Raw genomic sequence first — 17383 nt, 5'->3', positions numbered from 1 at the left:
TTGAATTTCTCCCGTTCTGATTTATATTTTTACTTTTTATTTAATCCAAACGTTAAGTATTTCTCCCATATACATTTTGTGTAATGCTTTTCCATTCCATTTTTTAGCAGCATCTGAAGTTGTGTCTGCTATTGCATCTTGTGATAAAGGTTGTGCAATCATTTTTTTGCACTCGAATATCATCCACGCCTCGGCAAATGCTGTTGCTCCCGAAGGTGTTTTGATTGGAGTTAATCCCGAACCTTTTATCTTATCCTCGTTACGTCCGCTTGTCGATCCACAGTATTGAATAGCATCATTATAGGCTTCAGTGTAGAAAGATATAGTGTAGGTCTCTCCTTTATCCATCGTTGAGATAGAATAACGTTGAGGATTCAAGAAGCAGAATGACACCGGTTTTTCCCAGAAAACACCCAATCCACCCCACGAAGCAGCCATTACATTTACATCATCGCCCGATCCCGAAGTTATCAGAGTAGCATTGTTGAGTAGTTTAATTATATTTCCGGGTATTTTATCAGCCGAAATTTGTCTAAATCCTGCAAGTGTAGCTCCCGATGTTGTACTGGTTGCCGGTGCCGATTCGCCTGCAGGAGAGCTAGCTACCAATGGAATCATCGGTCTGGATTGAGATTGTGTGGGCTCTGTTAAATCAGTCATCGGTACTGTTTTCTGAATTTCAGTTTCTGCAGCTCCCTCTCGTCTTTTTACTCCATTTAAATATACATCAATAGAATTAAATATTCCGTTTATACTATCTACTGTGTGAGTTCTGAATTTATCGTAATATCTGTTTAGTTTCTGACCATTAAGAGCCACCTTGTCACTAATCAATTCTTCCGCAGTATAATAATCTTTATTGCCTTTGTCGTAATAATCGTATTTTATATTTTTTACGGTTGCCTGACATTCGCCCGATTCAATCTTAAGAATAAGTTGATATGTTATTACGGTTTTATCAAGTGAAAGAGCCGATTTACTGAATATAATATCCTTTTCGCCTCTGCAAGCAATCGTTTTATCCGCCGGGTTTGATAATAATATTCGTTGTGTTGAATTGGTTGATGAAGAATAATTATCCTGTGCCCATTTATTCATCAGATCGAATATTTTTTCGTCCGATATACTATTATTTACTTTTATGGCTCTGGAGAATATTACTTTTCCGTCCACCTCTGGTACTGCTCCTTTAAGGTATTTAGAGTCAACTTGTGCATAGGTACTCAACGAGATTATTGCAAAGAGTATAAATAAGATATGCTTGTTCATGATACTTAGATAAAGTGAGATTTCTATTGTTATCTTGTTTTATTATAGTGAATTATACTAAATAGAATTGCCTTACAATAAAATGTATGTGGCTTAAACATCTAAGATGTATTTTATTCAAAGATAGGAAAATCTGATAAAAACTTGGGTAGACATTTCGAAAAGACTTTTAATGATGTAAAGATTATTAATGGAAGCAGAAAACTTAAACAAAGTCAGGCTTTTACAGTATTGTAAAAATGAATAACTTTGAGGGCGAAATTTGGAAATAAATTATCAATCTATATAACGAATGAAATACAAATCTATTATGGCGATTGCTTTGAGTGCCGGAATGTTAGCTTGTGGCTCTGGAAAAGAGAAAGCCGAAGATGCTAACGAAGTGCCTTTGATCGGAAAATCTGCAATAAAAATTACAGATGGCGTAATGACTCCAGAAGCTCTGTATAGCTTTGGGCGTGTGAGTGATGTGCAGGTCTCTCCTGATAATGCCAAAGTGTTGTACGGTGTTACGTATGTGAGCGTTGAGCAGAATAAAACTAACCGTGAACTGTTTACCATGAATGTGGATGGAACAGATAATAAGCAGATTACTAAAACACCAAAGAGCGAGAATAATGCGGTTTGGGTAAAGAATGGTTCTAAAATTGCATTTTTGAGTAGCGAAGGCGGGTCATCTCAAATATGGGAAATGAATGCTGATGGAACAGATCGTATTCAGATTAGTGATGTAAATGGAGGTGTAAATGGTTTTGCTTATTCTCCTAATGGGCAAAAGGTGCTTTATATCAAAAATGTAAAATACGGAGAGCGTGCGGTTGATAAATACCCTGATTTGCCTAAAGCTTCGGGGCGTATCATTGACGATTTGATGTATAAGCATTGGGATGCTTGGGTGGAAGAAGTTCCGCATCCTTTTATTGCAGACTTTGATGGTGAAAAATTAGTAAACGACCTTGATCTTTTAGAAGGTGAACCTTATGAATCGCCAATGCTTCCTTCGGGCGGTATAGAACAGCTTGCTTGGAGTCCCGATAGTAAAACGGTAGCTTATACTTGCCGTAAGAAAAAAGGGCTGGAATACGCTTTATCAACAAATTCGGATATTTATTTCTATAATCTCGACACTAAAGAGACTCGTAATATTACCGAAGGGATGATGGGATACGATATTAACCCAACGTTTTCATCTGATGGTAAGTATGTTGCTTGGCAAAGTATGGAGCGTGACGGTTACGAATCGGACAAGAACAGATTGTTTGTAATGGATTTGTCGTCGGGCGAAAAAATATATGTAACTGAAGATTTTGATTATAATACCGATTTTGCAGTTTGGAGCAAGGATAATCAAAGTATGTATATTGTGTCATGCGTTGAGGCTAAGACTCAAATATTTCAAGCTTATATCCATACAAAAGAGATAAAAGCTTTGACTAAAGGTGTGCATGATTACGAATCCTTCGCAATTGCAGGTGATAAATTGATTGCTCTTCGTCATTCTATGTCTCAGCCAAATGAAATTTATTCGGTGAATACTTCAACAGGAGAGGCTGCTCAAATAACACATGAGAATAAAGAAATACTTGACCAAATAACAATGGGTAAAGTAGAGGAGAGATGGATTGCTACTACCGATGGTAAGAAAATGTTGACATGGGTAGTATATCCACCAAATTTTGATGCAAATAAAAAATATCCAACATTGCTTTATTGTCAAGGAGGTCCTCAAAGTACAGTAAGTCAGTTCTGGTCATATCGTTGGAATTTACAAATGATGGCTGCTAATGGTTATATTATAGTTGCGCCTAATCGTCGTGGGCTTCCTAGCTTTGGCAAAGAGTGGAACGAGCAGATTAGTGGAGATTATGGTGGTCAGAACATGAAAGATTACCTTTCAGCAATAGATGAGCTGGCTAAAGAGCCATTTGTTGATAAAGATCATTTAGGATGTACTGGTGCCAGTTATGGTGGGTTCTCTGCATATTGGTTAGCAGGTAATCATAATAAGCGTTTTAAAGCGTTCTTAGCTCATGCAGGTATCTTCAATCTGGAGGCTCAATACTTGGAAACAGAAGAGATGTGGTTTGCCAATTGGGATTTAGGAGGATCATTCTGGGATCGAAGTAATTCTATTGCTCAACGTTCATATGCTAACTCACCTCATCGTTTTATTGAAAAATGGGATACTCCAATCATGATTACTCATGGTGAATTTGATTTCCGCATCCTAGCTTCACAAGGAATGATGGCATTTAATGCAGCTAAGTTGAGAGGAATTCCTACTCGTATGTTGATATTTCCTGATGAAAGTCATTGGATAGCTCAACCTCAAAATGGAATTTTATTTCAGAGAGAGTTCTTCCGTTGGTTTGATCAGTGGTTGAAAAACTAAAGATTAAAAGGCCATATATAAATAATATCTCAAAGAATTCTTTGGGATATTATTTTTTCTTGAGGGTTGTTGTTCCTGAATAATGTCTGATAATGAAATGAATAATGAATGTTTGTATTGCGAAATGATTTTTTTTGTAAAAAAACGTTGTAAATGTTTGGAGAAAACAAAAAACGGACATATCTTTGCATCGCATTTCAGAGGAAATGTCACTTCTGAAATGGAGTAAAACAAAAATGGTGTGGTAGTTCAGTTGGTTAGAATACCTGCCTGTCACGCAGGGGGTCGCGGGTTCGAGTCCCGTCCATACCGCCAAAGAAAAAGCTAGATATCTTTAATAATAAGATATCTAGCTTTTTTTTGCCTTATTGCGTTGTTGGCATTCCCTAATCAGTTTGCTAGCTTTTATTTATCTTTCGCTTTAGCGTATCTTTTTTATAAATAGTCCTGTCTAATTGGAGAGAGCACATCTACAACTTCTCCTGCTTTTATAATTTGCAATGAGTATTCAGTATTCGCTGGAATCGAATAAGTATCTCCTTCAGATAAGAAATATTCTTTTTCTCCAGAGATCAATTTATACTTACCTGAAATAACGTAACCGTTTTGTTCGTTAAGATGCTTATGTGGAGTAACATTGTCTGTGCTTTTATAAAACACTTTTGTGACTATTGTATCTTTTCCAATGGAAAGTACTGTGAAATCAACACCTAAGAACTGTTTATAAATAACACAAACTTTTACTACATTTCGCGTTATTTCATTGTTTTATTATTAATGTTAATTCCATTTGTATACCCGTATTATTGTACTTATTGAGGGATGAGAATGTCCAATTTCCTCTGCTACTCTGGTTATTGTACGTGGATTTCCATCAGATAAAAGAAAGAAAATAGGAAACTATGTAGCATTAAAATCCATACCATAAAGTTGATATCTTTTCGAAGCGTCTTCGACTATTATATCTGTTAGCATTCGTAGTATATTACCAATAGTCATTATACCTATTTTGTCGAAAAAAATCCATAGAGTATAATTTATAATGTAATGAAAAAATTATTTTAAATATTGCTTGATTCTATGCATTATTTCACACATACAAGGCTTCTTCATTTATTATTTAAATCTTGTTGAGCCAATAAACAAAATACTACATTTGTAAAAAAGATACTTTATGGAATTCGAACGCGATGAATCTCTGACTTTTAGTTACTCCGATATTTTTTTTAGCTATCTGTTCAATAACGACCGGAAATGTACACCTATGGTAAAAGATCATATGCTTGTATATGTTTACTCAGGAGAGTTAATAGTGGAGCAAAAAAGTAAGAAAACTATAATTCGAGTGGGTGAGTGTGTGTTTCTACGTAGAGATAATCGGGTGAGTTTAACAAAGCAACCCAAAGGAGAAGAACATTTCCAAGCCATCTTTATGATTTTCAATCGTAACTTTCTTCGCGAATTTTATCAGAGTTTTGATAAGAAACGCCTTCCAGATACAAAGACCAAAGAATTACCTAGTGTTGTTAAATTACCCCAAACACCTGATATTGCAAGCTTGTTTCAATCTATGACGCCTTATTTCGACTCCTCAGTAAAACCTGCTGATGAATTGATGAAGCTTAAATTGCAAGAAGGAGTATACTCCTTGTTCAATATAGATGAGATGTACTTTCCTATTCTTTTTGATTTTACCGAACCTTGGAAAATAGACATACTCGATTTTTTGGAGGAAAATTATATGTATGATCTTACAATTGAAGAAATAGCTCATTTTACAGGGCGAAGTTTAGCTTCCTTCAAAAGAGACTTTAAAAAAATAAGTACATTGTCTCCCCTAAAATGGTTAATGGAGAAACGACTGAAAGTAGCACATGATAAAATTCGGAATGAGAATAAAAAGGTGTCAGATGTATATCTCGAAGTAGGTTTTAAAAATTTATCACACTTTTCATCAGCGTTTAAAAAACAGTTTGGGTATTCGCCAACACAATAAATAGTGAGCCATATAGCAAACTATCTTTGAGCCACAGGGAAAAACATTCTCTGTGGCTCTGTCTTTATATTTGCATTGAACTTTGATACTTAATCTTTTCGATGATGGAATTTAATATTAACGAATCAATAACATTTAATTACTCCGATGTGTTTTTTAGCTATTATTTTAATGATGAGCAGATATGTCGGCACATGGTAAAGAACCATACATTAGCCTATGTTTATTCGGGTGAACTACTATTGGTGGAAGGGAAAACGAAGACTAAAGTTCATAAAGGCGAATGTGCTTTTCTGAGGAGAGACAACCGTGTAGTTATGACAAAGCAGCCAAAAGGTTCGGAACAATTCAGTGGCATTTTTATGATTTTCAATCGTAATTTCTTACGCGAATTTTATCAGACAATCGATAAAATGCAATTGCCGTTAGAAGTTGAGAAATGTAAGCCAAGTGTGGTAAAGCTTCCTCAAACGGTTGCAATAGCAAGCCTATTCCAATCGATGATACCGTATTTTGACTCGTCAGTAAAACCTGCTGAAGAATTAATGAAACTCAAATTACAGGAAGGTGTATTTTCTCTTCTACAAATAGAGAATAAATTTTACCCTTGCCTTTTTGATTTTACCGAACCTTGGAAAATAGATATACTCGATTTTATGGATAAGAACTATATGTATGACCTTAGTATTGAAGAAATCGCTCATTTTACAGGTCGAAGTCTGGCTTCATTTAAGAGAGATTTTAAAAAAGTAAGCACTTTACCACCTCAAAAATGGTTGATGGAAAAAAGGCTTAAGGCTGCTCAGGATAAATTAAATAATGAACAGAAGAAAGTCTCAGATGTGTATCTGGAAGTAGGCTTCAAAAACTTCTCACATTTTTCGACAGCTTTTAAAAAGCAATTTGGATATTCACCATCAAAATAAGAAAATGAGCTTTATAGAATAATTATTTGAGCCATAAGGAAAAACAGTTCACATTGCTTCCGGCTTACTTTTGTATAGTGAAATTTTAATACAGAAGAATTATGCGTCCTAAAATTATTTGTCATATGATGACATCTGTAGATGGAAAGATTACTGGTCCGTTTTTGGAAACCGAAGCAGCAAGTAATGTGAACGAAGAGTACGAGCGCACAAACGAAATATATAATCCTCAAGCATGGTTATGTGGACGTGTTACGACAGATGAGAACTTTACATTTTACCGCATTCCTGATTTGGATGATAATGCACCCATGGTGCCAGATGGCGATTATGTTGCAATAGATGATGCAGATATGTATTACATTTCGGTGGATGCTTCGGGTAAAATAGGGTGGACATCAAATACACTGCATTATGCAGACAGACCGGCGGCACATATAGTTAAGGTATTGACAGAAGGAGTATCAAATGCTTATCGTGCATTTCTTCGAAAATTCAACATCTCATATATTATTGCAGGAAATGATCGTTTAGATTGTACATTGGCTTCGGAGAAATTAAAAGCACTTTTCGGTATTAAGACTCTTATGTTATCCGGTGGTGGCTACATAAATGGCTCTTTTTTAAATGAAGGATTAATTGATGAGTTGAGTATTGTTATAGCTCCAGTTACAGACAGCTCTTCTGATACGGTGACATTATTTGAAAGAGGAGATTCTTTGCCGGAGAGAATACCTACCGAATTTACACTTAAAAGTGTCGAGGAATTAAAAGGGAATGGCGTGTGGCTTCGTTATATAGTAAAGAACTAATAAGATGTTCAAAAACAATAGCTTTGGTTTGAATGAGGCTATTACAGGACTCTCGTTTTTTAGGCGAAATATCTAATAACTCAACTCAACAATACAATGAAACAGTTCGTTATAATAGTAATGGCGTTTACTGCTAGTCTATTTACCTCGTGCAACAATAACACAAAAACAAATAACGATATGGAAACATCCAATAATTTAAAAGCAGATATGATTTTCCCTAAAGGGGATAAGCTTGAAAATAAAAATTTTAGTGGAACAGCATTGCTTAAAATGTTGGTTACCAATCAGGAAGCTTTTGATATGACAATTGGTAATGTAACCTTCGAGCCGGGAGTGCGTAATAGTTGGCATTCGCATCCAGGAGGACAGATATTACTTTGTACTGATGGTACAGGTTATTATCAGGAAAAAGGCAAACCTATACAAATACTAAATAAGGGTGATGTAGTTGAAATTCTACCCAATGTGGTGCATTGGCATGGAGCAACTCCCGATTCGGAATTTACTCATATCGCAATCAGTACAAAAATCGGACTAGGACCGGCAGTGTGGCTAGCCCCTGTAACAGATGAGGAGTATAACAGTTTAAAAAAGTAATTATGAAAAATGTTGTATTGAATAATGGAGTAGAAATGCCCATCTTAGGATTTGGTGTTTATCAAATAGAAGATAGTAAAGAGTGTGAACAAAGCGTATATGATGCTATTGAGGGAGGATACCGTTCTATTGATACAGCTGCTGTTTATTTAAATGAGGAAGCAGTTGGTAATGCTATAAAAAGGAGTGGGGTTGCAAGAGACGAATTGTTTATTACTACAAAGCTTTGGATTCAGGATATGGGATACGAAAATGCAAAGAAAGCATTCGAAAAGTCTTTATCCAGATTGCAATTAGATTATCTGGATCTATATCTTATCCATCAACCATTCGGAGATATATATGGTTCATGGCGTGCTATGGAAGAACTTTATGAAGAAGGCAAAATTCGCGCAATTGGTGTAAGCAATTTTCAACCCGATCGTTTAGTAGACCTTATTCTGAATAACAGGATAGTTCCCGCTGTTAATCAAGTGGAAACAAATCCTTTCTGTCAGCAAATAGAAAGCTCTCGGATCATGAAGGAGAATAATGTTCAGATCGAGTCATGGGCTCCATTTGCTGAGGGACGAAATAATATGTTCAAGAATGAGGTATTAATGTCGCTTGCTCAAAAATATAAAAAATCAGTAGCTCAGATAGTTTTGCGTTGGTTGATACAAAGAGATGTAGTAGTAATTCCTAAGTCGGTGCGTAAAGAAAGAATCATCGAAAATTTCAATATTTTCGATTTTGAACTACATCAGGCAGATATGGATAAAATAGCAGTATTAGATACAAAGGAAAGCTGTTTCTTCTCTCATCGCGATCCCGAAATGGTAAAATGGCTTAGTACATTAAAGCATGATATCTAGGTATTAGGTGTGCTTTTCTAGAGTAACAAATTTTGTATTTTATACCTGCCAAAGCAAAAATAGGTCTGAGACCTGACATGAACTATACCATTTAACAAATAAGATTTACACAATGAAAAAAAGAATATTAGGAAGTTCCAATCTCGAAGTTTCTGCTATCGGATTGGGATGTATGGGCATGAGCTATGGCTATGGACCTGCAAAAGATAAAAATGAAATGATTGCTCTGATCCGCAAAGCATTCGATCAGGGTGTTACTTTGTTTGATACAGCTGAAATTTATGGACCATACGTCAATGAAGAATTGGTTGGAGAAGCTCTAGAGCCCATCCGTGATAAGGTTGTGATTGCGACTAAATTTGGATTTAATATTGAAAACGGAAAAGAAACAGGAGTAAATAGCCGCCCTGAGCATATTAAACAAGTCGTTGAAGGATCGCTAAAGCGTCTTAAAACTGAAGTGATAGACTTGTATTATCAACATCGTGTAGATCCTTCTGTGCCTATTGAAGATGTTGCCGGAGCGGTAAAAGACTTAATAGTAGAGGGTAAAGTAAAGCATTGGGGATTGTCCGAAGCTGGCGTAAAAACAATTCGCCGTGCACATGCTGTTCTGCCACTTACAGCTGTTCAAAGCGAATACTCTCTTTGGTGGAGACGTCCAGAAGAAGAATTGCTACCTACACTCGAAGAACTTAAAGTCGGTTTTGTACCGTTCAGCCCGCTAGGAAAAGGGTATCTGACCGGAAGTTTTAATGCTAATTCAAAATTTGAAGGAAATGATTTTCGCAGCGTACTACCTCGTTTTACACAAGAGGCTCTTGAGGCTAATCAAGCTATTGTTGATCTTATAAAACAAATAGCAGATGAGAAAAATGCAACTCCGGCTCAAATAGCATTAGCTTGGTTACTTGCTCAGAAATCATGGATTGTACCTATTCCTGGTACAACAAAACCGCATCGTTTACAAGAGAACCTGGGTGGAGATAATGTAGAATTGACTTTAGAGGATGTGAAGATGATTAACGAAGCTAGTTCTAAAATTAATCTGAAAGGAGATCGTTATCCCGAAGAACTCGAAAAAAGAACAGGACTTTAAGCCTTAGATATCTAAAAAGCAGTAAACGCATTAAGGTGATAAATATGAAGATGACAAATGTAATATTATTGACCATTATAGCTACTTTATTGTTTAGTTATGATAATCAATTGAAAGCTCAAAACATGAAATCAGTAATAACAGAGACTGCACATAAGAATCATGAAGAGTTGTTTCCAAATTATGTATCGAAGGTGAAAATTACCGATCCTGAATTAATTGAAGTATTCGATAATTTTGCCTTTGATGAAATTCTTAGTTATGGAAACTTAGATACCAAAACAAGAGTTATGGCAATTTTGGCATCCACAATCGCCAGCCAAGCTCTTAGTGAATATAAGATGATGCTTGGTGGAGCACTAAATGTGGGGGTAACTCCTATCGAAGCCAAAGAGATTCTTTACCAGTCTGTTCCGTATGTAGGTATTTCTAAAGTACTCGATTTTATACATGCTACGAATGAAGTATTAACTGAAAGAGGTGTAGAGTTACCTTTAAAAGGGCAATCGACCACTACACGCGATACACGATACGAGAACGGGTTGGCATTACAAAAAGAAATTTTTGGAGAAGAAAGGATTAACAACATGTATAATAATGCACCTAAGAATCAAATTCATATCCAAAAATATTTATCGGCTAATTGCTTTGGTGATTATGTAACTAGAGATGGTCTTGATATTAAAACGCGAGAGCTTTTAACCTTTTCGATGCTTTTATCGTTGGGTGGATGCGAATCTCAATTGAAAGGGCACATCTTAGGAAATGTAAATGTGGGAAATGATAAGGAAACTTTGTTGAGTGTAGTTACACAACTGATTCCCTATGTAGGGTATCCCAGAGCCTTAAACGCAATAGGTTGTTTGAATGAAGTGATACCCGAATAACAATATCGAAAATCTAATTTAATATGGATATTTTTGAAAGAATGAGAGAGGGTGAATTAATCAGACTAGATGATCCTGATTATCCAAAGGTATATGCAGCTATAATGAGGGCATTTAAAATTACGGGAGAACTCAATTCATCCTATCATACTCCTGATGAAACACGTGTTGTTTTGAGTGAACTTATTGGTGAAAAGATTGATGAATCTACAACCGTGATGCTTCCCTTTTACACTGATTTTGGACAGTTCACCCGTTTTGGGAAAAATGTATTTGTAAATTTTGGATGTGGATTTATGGATAGAGGAGGGATAACAATTGAAGACAATGTCTTGATAGGGCCCCGAGTTAATCTTATCACAGAAAATCATTCGGAAAACCCTCAATTGAGGCAAAATGTTTATTCGAAGCCTATAGTGATAAAGCGCTATGCATGGATAGGTGCTGGAGCTACAATTCTTCCAGGAGTAACTGTCGGAGAGAATGCAATTGTTGCAGCAGGTGCTGTTGTTAGCAAAGATGTTCCTCCGAATACAATAGTGGGGGGAGTTCCTGCTAAGGTTATCAGAGAAATAGAATGCTAAAAGTGATGAAAATACTTTTGACCTTTCTGGTATTTTCAATGAGTTGCAGTTTTGTATTATGCGAGACAGAGAATGATAATCAAAATTTACTTGAAAACATGAAACTCAAGATAACGATAGGTGAAAAAATCCTTACAGCTACATTAGTCAATAATCCGACAACTAGAGATTTTATTTCACAGCTCCCATTAACACTAACATTGAGCGACTATGTGCAAGCCGAAAAGGTAAGCGACCTTCCAAAACGCTTATCAACTAAAGATGCTCCTTTGGGTTTCGAACCTACTATTGGTGATGTAACTTATTATTCACCATGGAATGGTTTGGCAATATTTTATAAAAATAGAGATTATGCAAGAGGTCTTATTCCCATCGCAAGAATTGATGCTGGTGTAGAAGTTTTTAGCATGTCGGATTCAGTAAAAGTTACTATTGATATTATAAAACAAGAAAAAGAATAAATTTAAAAACATTAGAATTATGGACGCAAAGAACACAAAAGCATTTGGTACAGTAGCCAGTGATGCACCTTTAAAAGAAATACATATTCAACGTCGTGAAGTAACACCAAAAGATATAGAAATAGAGATTCTGTATTGTGGTGTTTGCCATTCCGATTTACATACAGCTCGTAACGATTGGGGAGGAAGTGTTTACCCTGTAGTTCCGGGACACGAAATTGTAGGAAAAGTAACCAAAGTAGGGAGTGGAGTTACCAAGCTAAAAGTTGGTGATTTAGCAGCTGTGGGTTGTTTGGTTGATTCATGTAGAGAGTGTGATAGCTGTCAGCATGATTTAGAGCAATATTGTTTGAACGGTTTTACAGGAACATATAACAGCCCTGACAAACATCTACATTTACAAACTTACGGTGGGTATTCAGAGAAAGTAGTAGTAGATGAGCATTTCGTATTGAAAGTTCCTGCTAATCTTAATTTAGCAGCTGTTGCCCCCTTATTGTGTGCCGGAATCACTACATGGTCTCCACTTAGACATTGGAATGTAGGAAAAGATAGTAAAGTAGCAGTTGTAGGTTTAGGAGGTTTAGGTCATATGGCAATTAAGTTGGCTAAAGGCTTAGGAGCAGAAGTTACTTTATTCTCAAGAACACCCGAAAAAACTCAGGATGCAAAAGAACTTGGAGCAGATACAGTAGTAATTTCTACAGATGCAGAGCAAATGAAATCGGTAAAAGGTAAATTCGATTTAATTATCGACACTGTTCCATATATCCATGACATTAATCCTTATATCTCAACACTAAACATCAACGGAACGCATGTACTCGTGGGATATTTAGGAGATCTTAATCCGATGTTAAATTCTGTGCCTATGATTATGGGACGTAAATCGGTTGCGGGTTCTGTTATCGGAGGTATTGCCGAAACTCAAGAGATGCTCGATTTCTGTGGAAAGCATAATATTGTATCCGAAATAGAAATTATTAAAATGCAGGATATCAATACTGCTTATGAAAGAATGCTAAAGAGCGATGTGAGATACCGTTTTGTTATCGATATGGCTTCTTTGAAAAAATAAATCAGAAGAATGACTAACGTATTGATAATAGGAGCGGGTGGTGGTATTGCTCAAATCGTAATAGACTTGTTATTAGATAACAAAGATCTTAATTTGACTCTATACCTTCGCAATGCTAAGAAGCTGGTGAATAAAGATCTTTCTAAATGTCGTATTGTTGAGGGCGATGTTATGGATCTCGAAAAACTGAAAGAGGCTACTAAAGGACAAGATATTGTTTATGCTAATCTGACCGGAGATCTCGAAAATATGGCTAAGAACATTGTCAAAGCGATGAAAGAAACGGGTGGTAAACATCTCATCTTTATAAGCTCGATAGGGATTTATGATACTCCGATAAAATCGGTTTTAGTTCCTTATCGTAAAGCCGCAGATGTGGTTGAAGCTTCGGGGCTTGATTATACGATATTACGTCCGACATGGTTTACTACTACAAATGAAGTAGATTATGAAACAACAAGAAAAGGCGAACCAGAGAAAGGTTCGGTTATTTCACGTAAAAGCCTTGCGACTTTAATTACGAAAATTATGGAATCGCCAGAAAAGTATGCTCGAGAGAATTTAGGGGTAAACAAGCCCAACTCTTAATTTCGATTTACAAACTTAGCTTAAAATAAATATTTATGAAGCAGAAATTTATTTTCACATTACTATTCACTATTTTATTTTCGGTCACTTTATCTGCCCAGCATAATCATTCGCATGGAGATCGTGTTCCGAGTAAAGGAATGGCAATAATGGATGAGAATGCAGTGTTTGTACCTTTTAATTTTGACAGACATCCTGTAGGTGATAATGATGTATTGATTGAGATTCTTTATTCTGGAATATGTCATAGCGATTTGCATCACGCACAGGGAGATTGGCGAAAAGAAACGTACCCAATGGTCCCCGGACATGAAATTGCGGGACGGGTAACCGAAGTAGGGAAAAGCGTTACTAAATTTAAAGTGGGCGACTATGCAGGCGTAGGCTGTATGGTTAACTCATGCGGTGTATGTGATTATTGTAAAGCAGGCGAAGAGCAATATTGCGAGAATGGACGTGTTTTGACGTATGCCTCAAAGGATATTTTTCATGATAATGAGATGACTCAAGGTGGTTATTCGAACAACATGGTGGTGTCTGAAAAATTTGCGATCAAAATTCCTGAAAATGCTCAGTTAGAGAAAGTAGCTCCATTGCTTTGTGCAGGTATAACAACTTATTCGCCTCTCAAATATACTCATGTGAAAAAAGGAGACAAAGTTGGAGTTGCAGGTTTTGGAGGATTGGGACACATGGCTGTACAATATGCAATTGCTTTTGGTGCAGAAGTAACCGTATTTGATATTACCGAAGATAAAAGACAAGCGGCTTTGGATATGGGAGCAGCAAAATATGTAAATGTGAACAATCCTAAGGAATTAGAAGGCATGAAGAGTATGTTTAATGTGATAATCAGTACCATTCCTGCTAAATATGATCCTCAAATGTATGTCAATATGTTGGAAATTGATGGAGAATTGGCAGTAGTAGGTCTTCCCGCAACTAAGGATGTTCCGAGTATTGATCTTGCTACATTAGTATTTCAAGGACGTCGTAAGGTTTTTGGTTCACAAATTGGAGGTATCAGAGAAACGCAAGAGATGCTCGACTACTCAGTGAAAAATAACATCTATCCATATGTAGAAATAATTGAACCTTCACAAATTACAGATGCCTATAAAAAGGTAGCTGATGGTGAAGTACGTTTCAGATATGTAATTGATATGTCGAAGCTGTAGTAATTGAGTTTATTCATAAAACAGTAAAAGCCACAAGTGTATTTCTTGTGGCTTTTTGTGGCTTTTTTATATTCAGATAAAAGGAGCTTTTATACAGTTTTGTTCCGAAACCAAGCATCTAATCCTATACGGGCATCAGCTAGTTTGTCTTCCCAATGTTTTACTGAGTTTTGACCTATAATATCTGTAATGTATTTAACTGCAATAAAGGGAATATTAAATTCTTCGCAAACAATCGCTTGAGCAAATGCTTCCATATCTACAACATCTCCCTCTATAAATTCGGCTTGCGTAACAAAGCTATCACCAGTGTTGCATACACCTGTTTGTCCGTTTGAGGATATCCAATCTAGAGCTATTCCGTTTTCGGAAAGTATGGAGTTAAAGTCTATTTCAAACTCAACTCCCGGAAGTTTTACAGACTGAAAGTCTCTGTCAATAAAGCGTCGACAAACAAACACATCTCCAATAGCATGGTTTAGCGTCCCTGCTGTTCCCATATTCAATACAAAATTAGGACGCTTTTCGCAAATAGCCTCCGTCAGTTTCATTGCAGCTTTGGCTTTTCCAATTCCAGTTAAAGCATATCTTATTTTATAGCCTTCGAGAGTTATGGGCATAAACTCATCTTTTACAGCATAAGTGATCAAAATTTCTTTCATTTCTAATAAGTATATATAGATACGACTCCTTTTTTTATATGGAGTAAAGGTATAAATTAAAATACTAAGAAGATAAAACCTCATGCATTCGGGATTGAAGCCTCTTCATCCTTTTGTTTTTCGAAGTATGCTTTTAATCTCGCGCGATGTACTGTAACTACAATTCCATCTTTAACCTTACATTTATTTACAGATCCCAAGGGTAGAATAGTTATTACACCTGCACTCAACAGTTTCTCTAATTGGTTTAATGAAATGGTGAAACATCTTCTAATAACTGAGGTTAATTTCAGGTTGAGATTTATATTGGCTTTTATTTCAAAATCAATTAACTCTTCTTCCATATTCGATATATCTTCAAGCGTAATGTCTTCATGAATTATCTCATACTCGATATTACTGTAATCAAGTTCCATGCTATTCTTTCTTATCGTTTCAGGATCGAAAGCATATTGCCAAGCTGTATTTTCATCATTCATACTGAACTTTTGAAACAACTCTTTGTCAATAAGTTCGGGCTTTGTTCGAGAAAGAATTGTTATATTACATGTATTATCACATTTTACGCATCTGTAAATCAGCCATACATCAATGCTCTTTTTTTGAGAGTTTAGCCTGAATTTATTGCTGCAATAATAAAGGTTGCTACTTCTACATTTACTGCATTTTCTCTTAAATAAGGGAGTACTTGTTGGTCTCACTTCCCATGTGAAATTTTTAACTGCTTTTTTATTTGTCTTTAATTCTTTTGAATTAGTCTGCTTAATATCTTTTTCGGAATTTTCCATTTGCATTTGATGCATGTATGAATCAATCGCCCCATCGTATTGAAACGGTCAAAAGATTCGGTAATAGTTAAGCGATAGCCTTTCAAAAAGGATATCGTAAACTGATAATAAATTTTAATAATGAAAAACTCATTTGAGCTGAATTACCCAAATGAAAAATATATTAGCCTGTGGTATTAAAGGCTAATATTAAGCAGTAATATATAAGAGAATTATTCTCAAAGCACGTATGTTTATAATTTCGGGTACAAATATATAAATTTTCTTTTGACGATATTCATGCTAAAGGATAAAGAGTGGAACTATCTTTTTGAGCGAATAGCGTTCGCCTCTACAGCCAAGAATAGAAAAGTCTGTGATCTTAGACTCTAAAATCTTGAAAAATATAGTTACTTTTATTTCTTGCTTATGAATAATCGCTATAATGCGATTTATAAATAGATGAATGAAATTAAAGCCTCGCCAACCATCCTAGGTATAGAAGATTAAGGGCTGTTGTTATACTTACCCTAGCAATAAAGGTTTGAAACCTTAATTATTTTATGATGAATATAGATGTCAATAATATTACACTGAATTATACTAAATTAGGTAAAGGTGATCCTATTATCCTATTACATGGTAATGGAGAAGATCTTCATATTTTTGATCCTTTAGTTGATAGGTTGAAACTTCATTTTACCGTATATGCTGTGGATAGTAGAAATCATGGTGACAGCACTAAAACCAAAGACTGGACTTATGAAGCAATGGTTGAGGATATTTTTCAATTGATTGAAAAACTACAACTGAAAAAGGTCTCGATAGTCGGTTTCAGCGATGGTGCAATTATTGCTTTATTATTGGCTATAAAGCATCGTGATTTATTCTATAAGATGGTACTTCTCGGAGTTAATCTAAAACCAACAGATTTTAAGAAGAATATATATAAATCTCTAGTTGATGAATATGAGAAAACTCAAGACCCTTTAGTCAAAATGATGTTAGAGCAGCCAAATATAGAATTAGAAGAATTAAAAAATATAGAGACTCCTACATTAGTTGTTTCAGCAGAATACGAATTGTTTTACCGGAAAGGTTTCAAAGATATGGTGAAGATAATGCCAAATGCGAAATTGAAAATTATAAAAAATCATGACCATGGCAGTTATATTATAAATGAAGCTATTTTATATCCTGATTTGATAGAATTTATTCAATAGTTTACAT

17 protein-coding genes, 1 tRNA gene and 1 pseudogene are annotated in these 17383 nt (G+C 35.6%); 15 read left to right on the top strand and 4 right to left on the bottom strand.

What is annotated here, in order from left to right; translation table 11 throughout:
• Positions 1-36 precede the first annotated feature (36 nt).
• Positions 37-1269: a DUF4468 domain-containing protein gene (locus tag HGC4_RS11905; protein WP_050710358.1), complete on the bottom strand. Its 1233-nt coding sequence runs from the start codon at positions 1267-1269 to the stop codon at positions 37-39.
• Positions 1270-1561: 292 nt separating this feature from the next.
• Between HGC4_RS11905 and HGC4_RS11900 the strand changes: the two genes are divergently transcribed.
• Positions 1562-3661: a dipeptidyl-peptidase Dpp5 gene (locus tag HGC4_RS11900; RefSeq protein ID WP_050710357.1), complete on the top strand. Its 2100-nt coding sequence runs from the start codon at positions 1562-1564 to the stop codon at positions 3659-3661.
• 238 nt (positions 3662-3899) lie between these two features.
• Positions 3900-3976, top strand: a tRNA-Asp gene (locus HGC4_RS11895).
• A gap of 120 nt (positions 3977-4096) precedes the next feature.
• On the opposite strand, the gene HGC4_RS19280 is transcribed toward HGC4_RS11895, so the two are convergent.
• Positions 4097-4321, bottom strand: coding sequence for a cupin domain-containing protein (locus HGC4_RS19280; RefSeq protein WP_199327674.1), 225 nt, complete (start codon positions 4319-4321; stop codon positions 4097-4099).
• Between the two features lie 514 nt (positions 4322-4835).
• Between HGC4_RS19280 and HGC4_RS11885 the strand changes: the two genes are divergently transcribed.
• From HGC4_RS11885 to HGC4_RS11830, 12 genes and pseudogenes are all read left to right on the top strand, one after another.
• Entirely contained in the window at positions 4836-5657 is an 822-nt protein-coding gene (locus HGC4_RS11885) for a helix-turn-helix domain-containing protein (RefSeq protein ID WP_050710355.1), read from the top strand.
• A gap of 104 nt (positions 5658-5761) precedes the next feature.
• The gene (locus HGC4_RS11880; RefSeq protein ID WP_373419313.1) at positions 5762-6583 is read left to right on the top strand and encodes a helix-turn-helix domain-containing protein; all 822 of its coding nucleotides are present in this window, start codon (positions 5762-5764) and stop codon (positions 6581-6583) included.
• A gap of 101 nt (positions 6584-6684) precedes the next feature.
• Complete coding sequence (locus HGC4_RS11875; RefSeq protein WP_255349834.1) at positions 6685-7395, top strand: dihydrofolate reductase family protein; 711 nt, start codon at positions 6685-6687, stop codon at positions 7393-7395.
• A 120-nt stretch (positions 7396-7515) separates the two neighbouring features.
• The gene (locus HGC4_RS11870; RefSeq protein WP_373419312.1) at positions 7516-7995 is read left to right on the top strand and encodes a cupin domain-containing protein; all 480 of its coding nucleotides are present in this window, start codon (positions 7516-7518) and stop codon (positions 7993-7995) included.
• A gap of 2 nt (positions 7996-7997) precedes the next feature.
• A complete protein-coding gene (locus tag HGC4_RS11865) occupies positions 7998-8849 on the top strand; it encodes an aldo/keto reductase (protein ID WP_050710351.1) in 852 nt (283 codons plus the stop codon).
• Between the two features lie 112 nt (positions 8850-8961).
• Complete coding sequence (locus HGC4_RS11860; protein ID WP_050710350.1) at positions 8962-9948, top strand: aldo/keto reductase; 987 nt, start codon at positions 8962-8964, stop codon at positions 9946-9948.
• Positions 9949-10148: 200 nt separating this feature from the next.
• Positions 10149-10835: pseudogene (locus HGC4_RS11855) on the top strand (carboxymuconolactone decarboxylase family protein); the annotation flags it as partial.
• A 23-nt stretch (positions 10836-10858) separates the two neighbouring features.
• A complete protein-coding gene (locus HGC4_RS11850) occupies positions 10859-11419 on the top strand; it encodes a sugar O-acetyltransferase (RefSeq protein WP_050710349.1) in 561 nt (186 codons plus the stop codon).
• 98 nt (positions 11420-11517) lie between these two features.
• On the top strand, positions 11518-11880 hold the full coding sequence (locus tag HGC4_RS11845; RefSeq protein ID WP_050710362.1) for a cyclophilin-like fold protein: 363 nt from the start codon (positions 11518-11520) through the stop codon (positions 11878-11880).
• A gap of 19 nt (positions 11881-11899) precedes the next feature.
• Positions 11900-12958, top strand: coding sequence for an NAD(P)-dependent alcohol dehydrogenase (locus HGC4_RS11840; protein ID WP_050710348.1), 1059 nt, complete (start codon positions 11900-11902; stop codon positions 12956-12958).
• Positions 12959-12967: 9 nt separating this feature from the next.
• The gene (locus HGC4_RS11835) at positions 12968-13546 is read left to right on the top strand and encodes an NAD(P)H-binding protein (protein ID WP_050710347.1); all 579 of its coding nucleotides are present in this window, start codon (positions 12968-12970) and stop codon (positions 13544-13546) included.
• A gap of 35 nt (positions 13547-13581) precedes the next feature.
• Entirely contained in the window at positions 13582-14724 is a 1143-nt protein-coding gene (locus HGC4_RS11830; protein WP_050710346.1) for an NAD(P)-dependent alcohol dehydrogenase, read from the top strand.
• Between the two features lie 89 nt (positions 14725-14813).
• Here the strand turns inward: HGC4_RS11830 and HGC4_RS11825 are convergent, their stop codons facing one another.
• Positions 14814-15386 (bottom strand): 5'-methylthioadenosine/S-adenosylhomocysteine nucleosidase family protein, encoded by a 573-nt coding sequence (locus HGC4_RS11825; protein ID WP_050710361.1) that lies wholly within the window; start codon positions 15384-15386, stop codon positions 14814-14816.
• An 80-nt stretch (positions 15387-15466) separates the two neighbouring features.
• The gene (locus HGC4_RS11820; RefSeq protein WP_082204166.1) at positions 15467-16174 is read right to left on the bottom strand and encodes a DUF1062 domain-containing protein; all 708 of its coding nucleotides are present in this window, start codon (positions 16172-16174) and stop codon (positions 15467-15469) included.
• A 542-nt stretch (positions 16175-16716) separates the two neighbouring features.
• Here HGC4_RS11820 and HGC4_RS11815 point away from each other — a divergent pair.
• On the top strand, positions 16717-17376 hold the full coding sequence (locus HGC4_RS11815) for an alpha/beta fold hydrolase (protein ID WP_199327669.1): 660 nt from the start codon (positions 16717-16719) through the stop codon (positions 17374-17376).
• Positions 17377-17383 lie beyond the last annotated feature (7 nt).

The sequence above is a fragment of the Dysgonomonas sp. HGC4 genome (assembly GCF_001261715.1).
Lineage (GTDB): Bacteria > Bacteroidota > Bacteroidia > Bacteroidales > Dysgonomonadaceae > Dysgonomonas_A.
This window is presented reverse-complemented; position numbering and strand designations above follow the sequence as displayed.

Coding starts and splice junctions, on each gene's coding strand:
- HGC4_RS11815 (WP_199327669.1), top strand. CDS start 16,717: ATGATGAATATAGATGTCAATAATATTACACTGAATTATACTAAATTA.
- HGC4_RS11835 (WP_050710347.1), top strand. CDS start 12,968: ATGACTAACGTATTGATAATAGGAGCGGGTGGTGGTATTGCTCAAATC.
- HGC4_RS11845 (WP_050710362.1), top strand. CDS start 11,518: ATGAAACTCAAGATAACGATAGGTGAAAAAATCCTTACAGCTACATTA.
- HGC4_RS11870 (WP_373419312.1), top strand. CDS start 7,516: ATGGCGTTTACTGCTAGTCTATTTACCTCGTGCAACAATAACACAAAA.
- HGC4_RS11865 (WP_050710351.1), top strand. CDS start 7,998: ATGAAAAATGTTGTATTGAATAATGGAGTAGAAATGCCCATCTTAGGA.
- HGC4_RS11885 (WP_050710355.1), top strand. CDS start 4,836: ATGGAATTCGAACGCGATGAATCTCTGACTTTTAGTTACTCCGATATT.
- HGC4_RS11875 (WP_255349834.1), top strand. CDS start 6,685: ATGCGTCCTAAAATTATTTGTCATATGATGACATCTGTAGATGGAAAG.
- HGC4_RS11905 (WP_050710358.1), bottom strand. CDS start 1,269: ATGAACAAGCATATCTTATTTATACTCTTTGCAATAATCTCGTTGAGT.
- HGC4_RS11840 (WP_050710348.1), top strand. CDS start 11,900: ATGGACGCAAAGAACACAAAAGCATTTGGTACAGTAGCCAGTGATGCA.
- HGC4_RS11820 (WP_082204166.1), bottom strand. CDS start 16,174: ATGGAAAATTCCGAAAAAGATATTAAGCAGACTAATTCAAAAGAATTA.
- HGC4_RS11880 (WP_373419313.1), top strand. CDS start 5,762: ATGGAATTTAATATTAACGAATCAATAACATTTAATTACTCCGATGTG.
- HGC4_RS11825 (WP_050710361.1), bottom strand. CDS start 15,386: ATGAAAGAAATTTTGATCACTTATGCTGTAAAAGATGAGTTTATGCCC.
- HGC4_RS11860 (WP_050710350.1), top strand. CDS start 8,962: ATGAAAAAAAGAATATTAGGAAGTTCCAATCTCGAAGTTTCTGCTATC.
- HGC4_RS11850 (WP_050710349.1), top strand. CDS start 10,859: ATGGATATTTTTGAAAGAATGAGAGAGGGTGAATTAATCAGACTAGAT.
- HGC4_RS11830 (WP_050710346.1), top strand. CDS start 13,582: ATGAAGCAGAAATTTATTTTCACATTACTATTCACTATTTTATTTTCG.
- HGC4_RS11900 (WP_050710357.1), top strand. CDS start 1,562: ATGAAATACAAATCTATTATGGCGATTGCTTTGAGTGCCGGAATGTTA.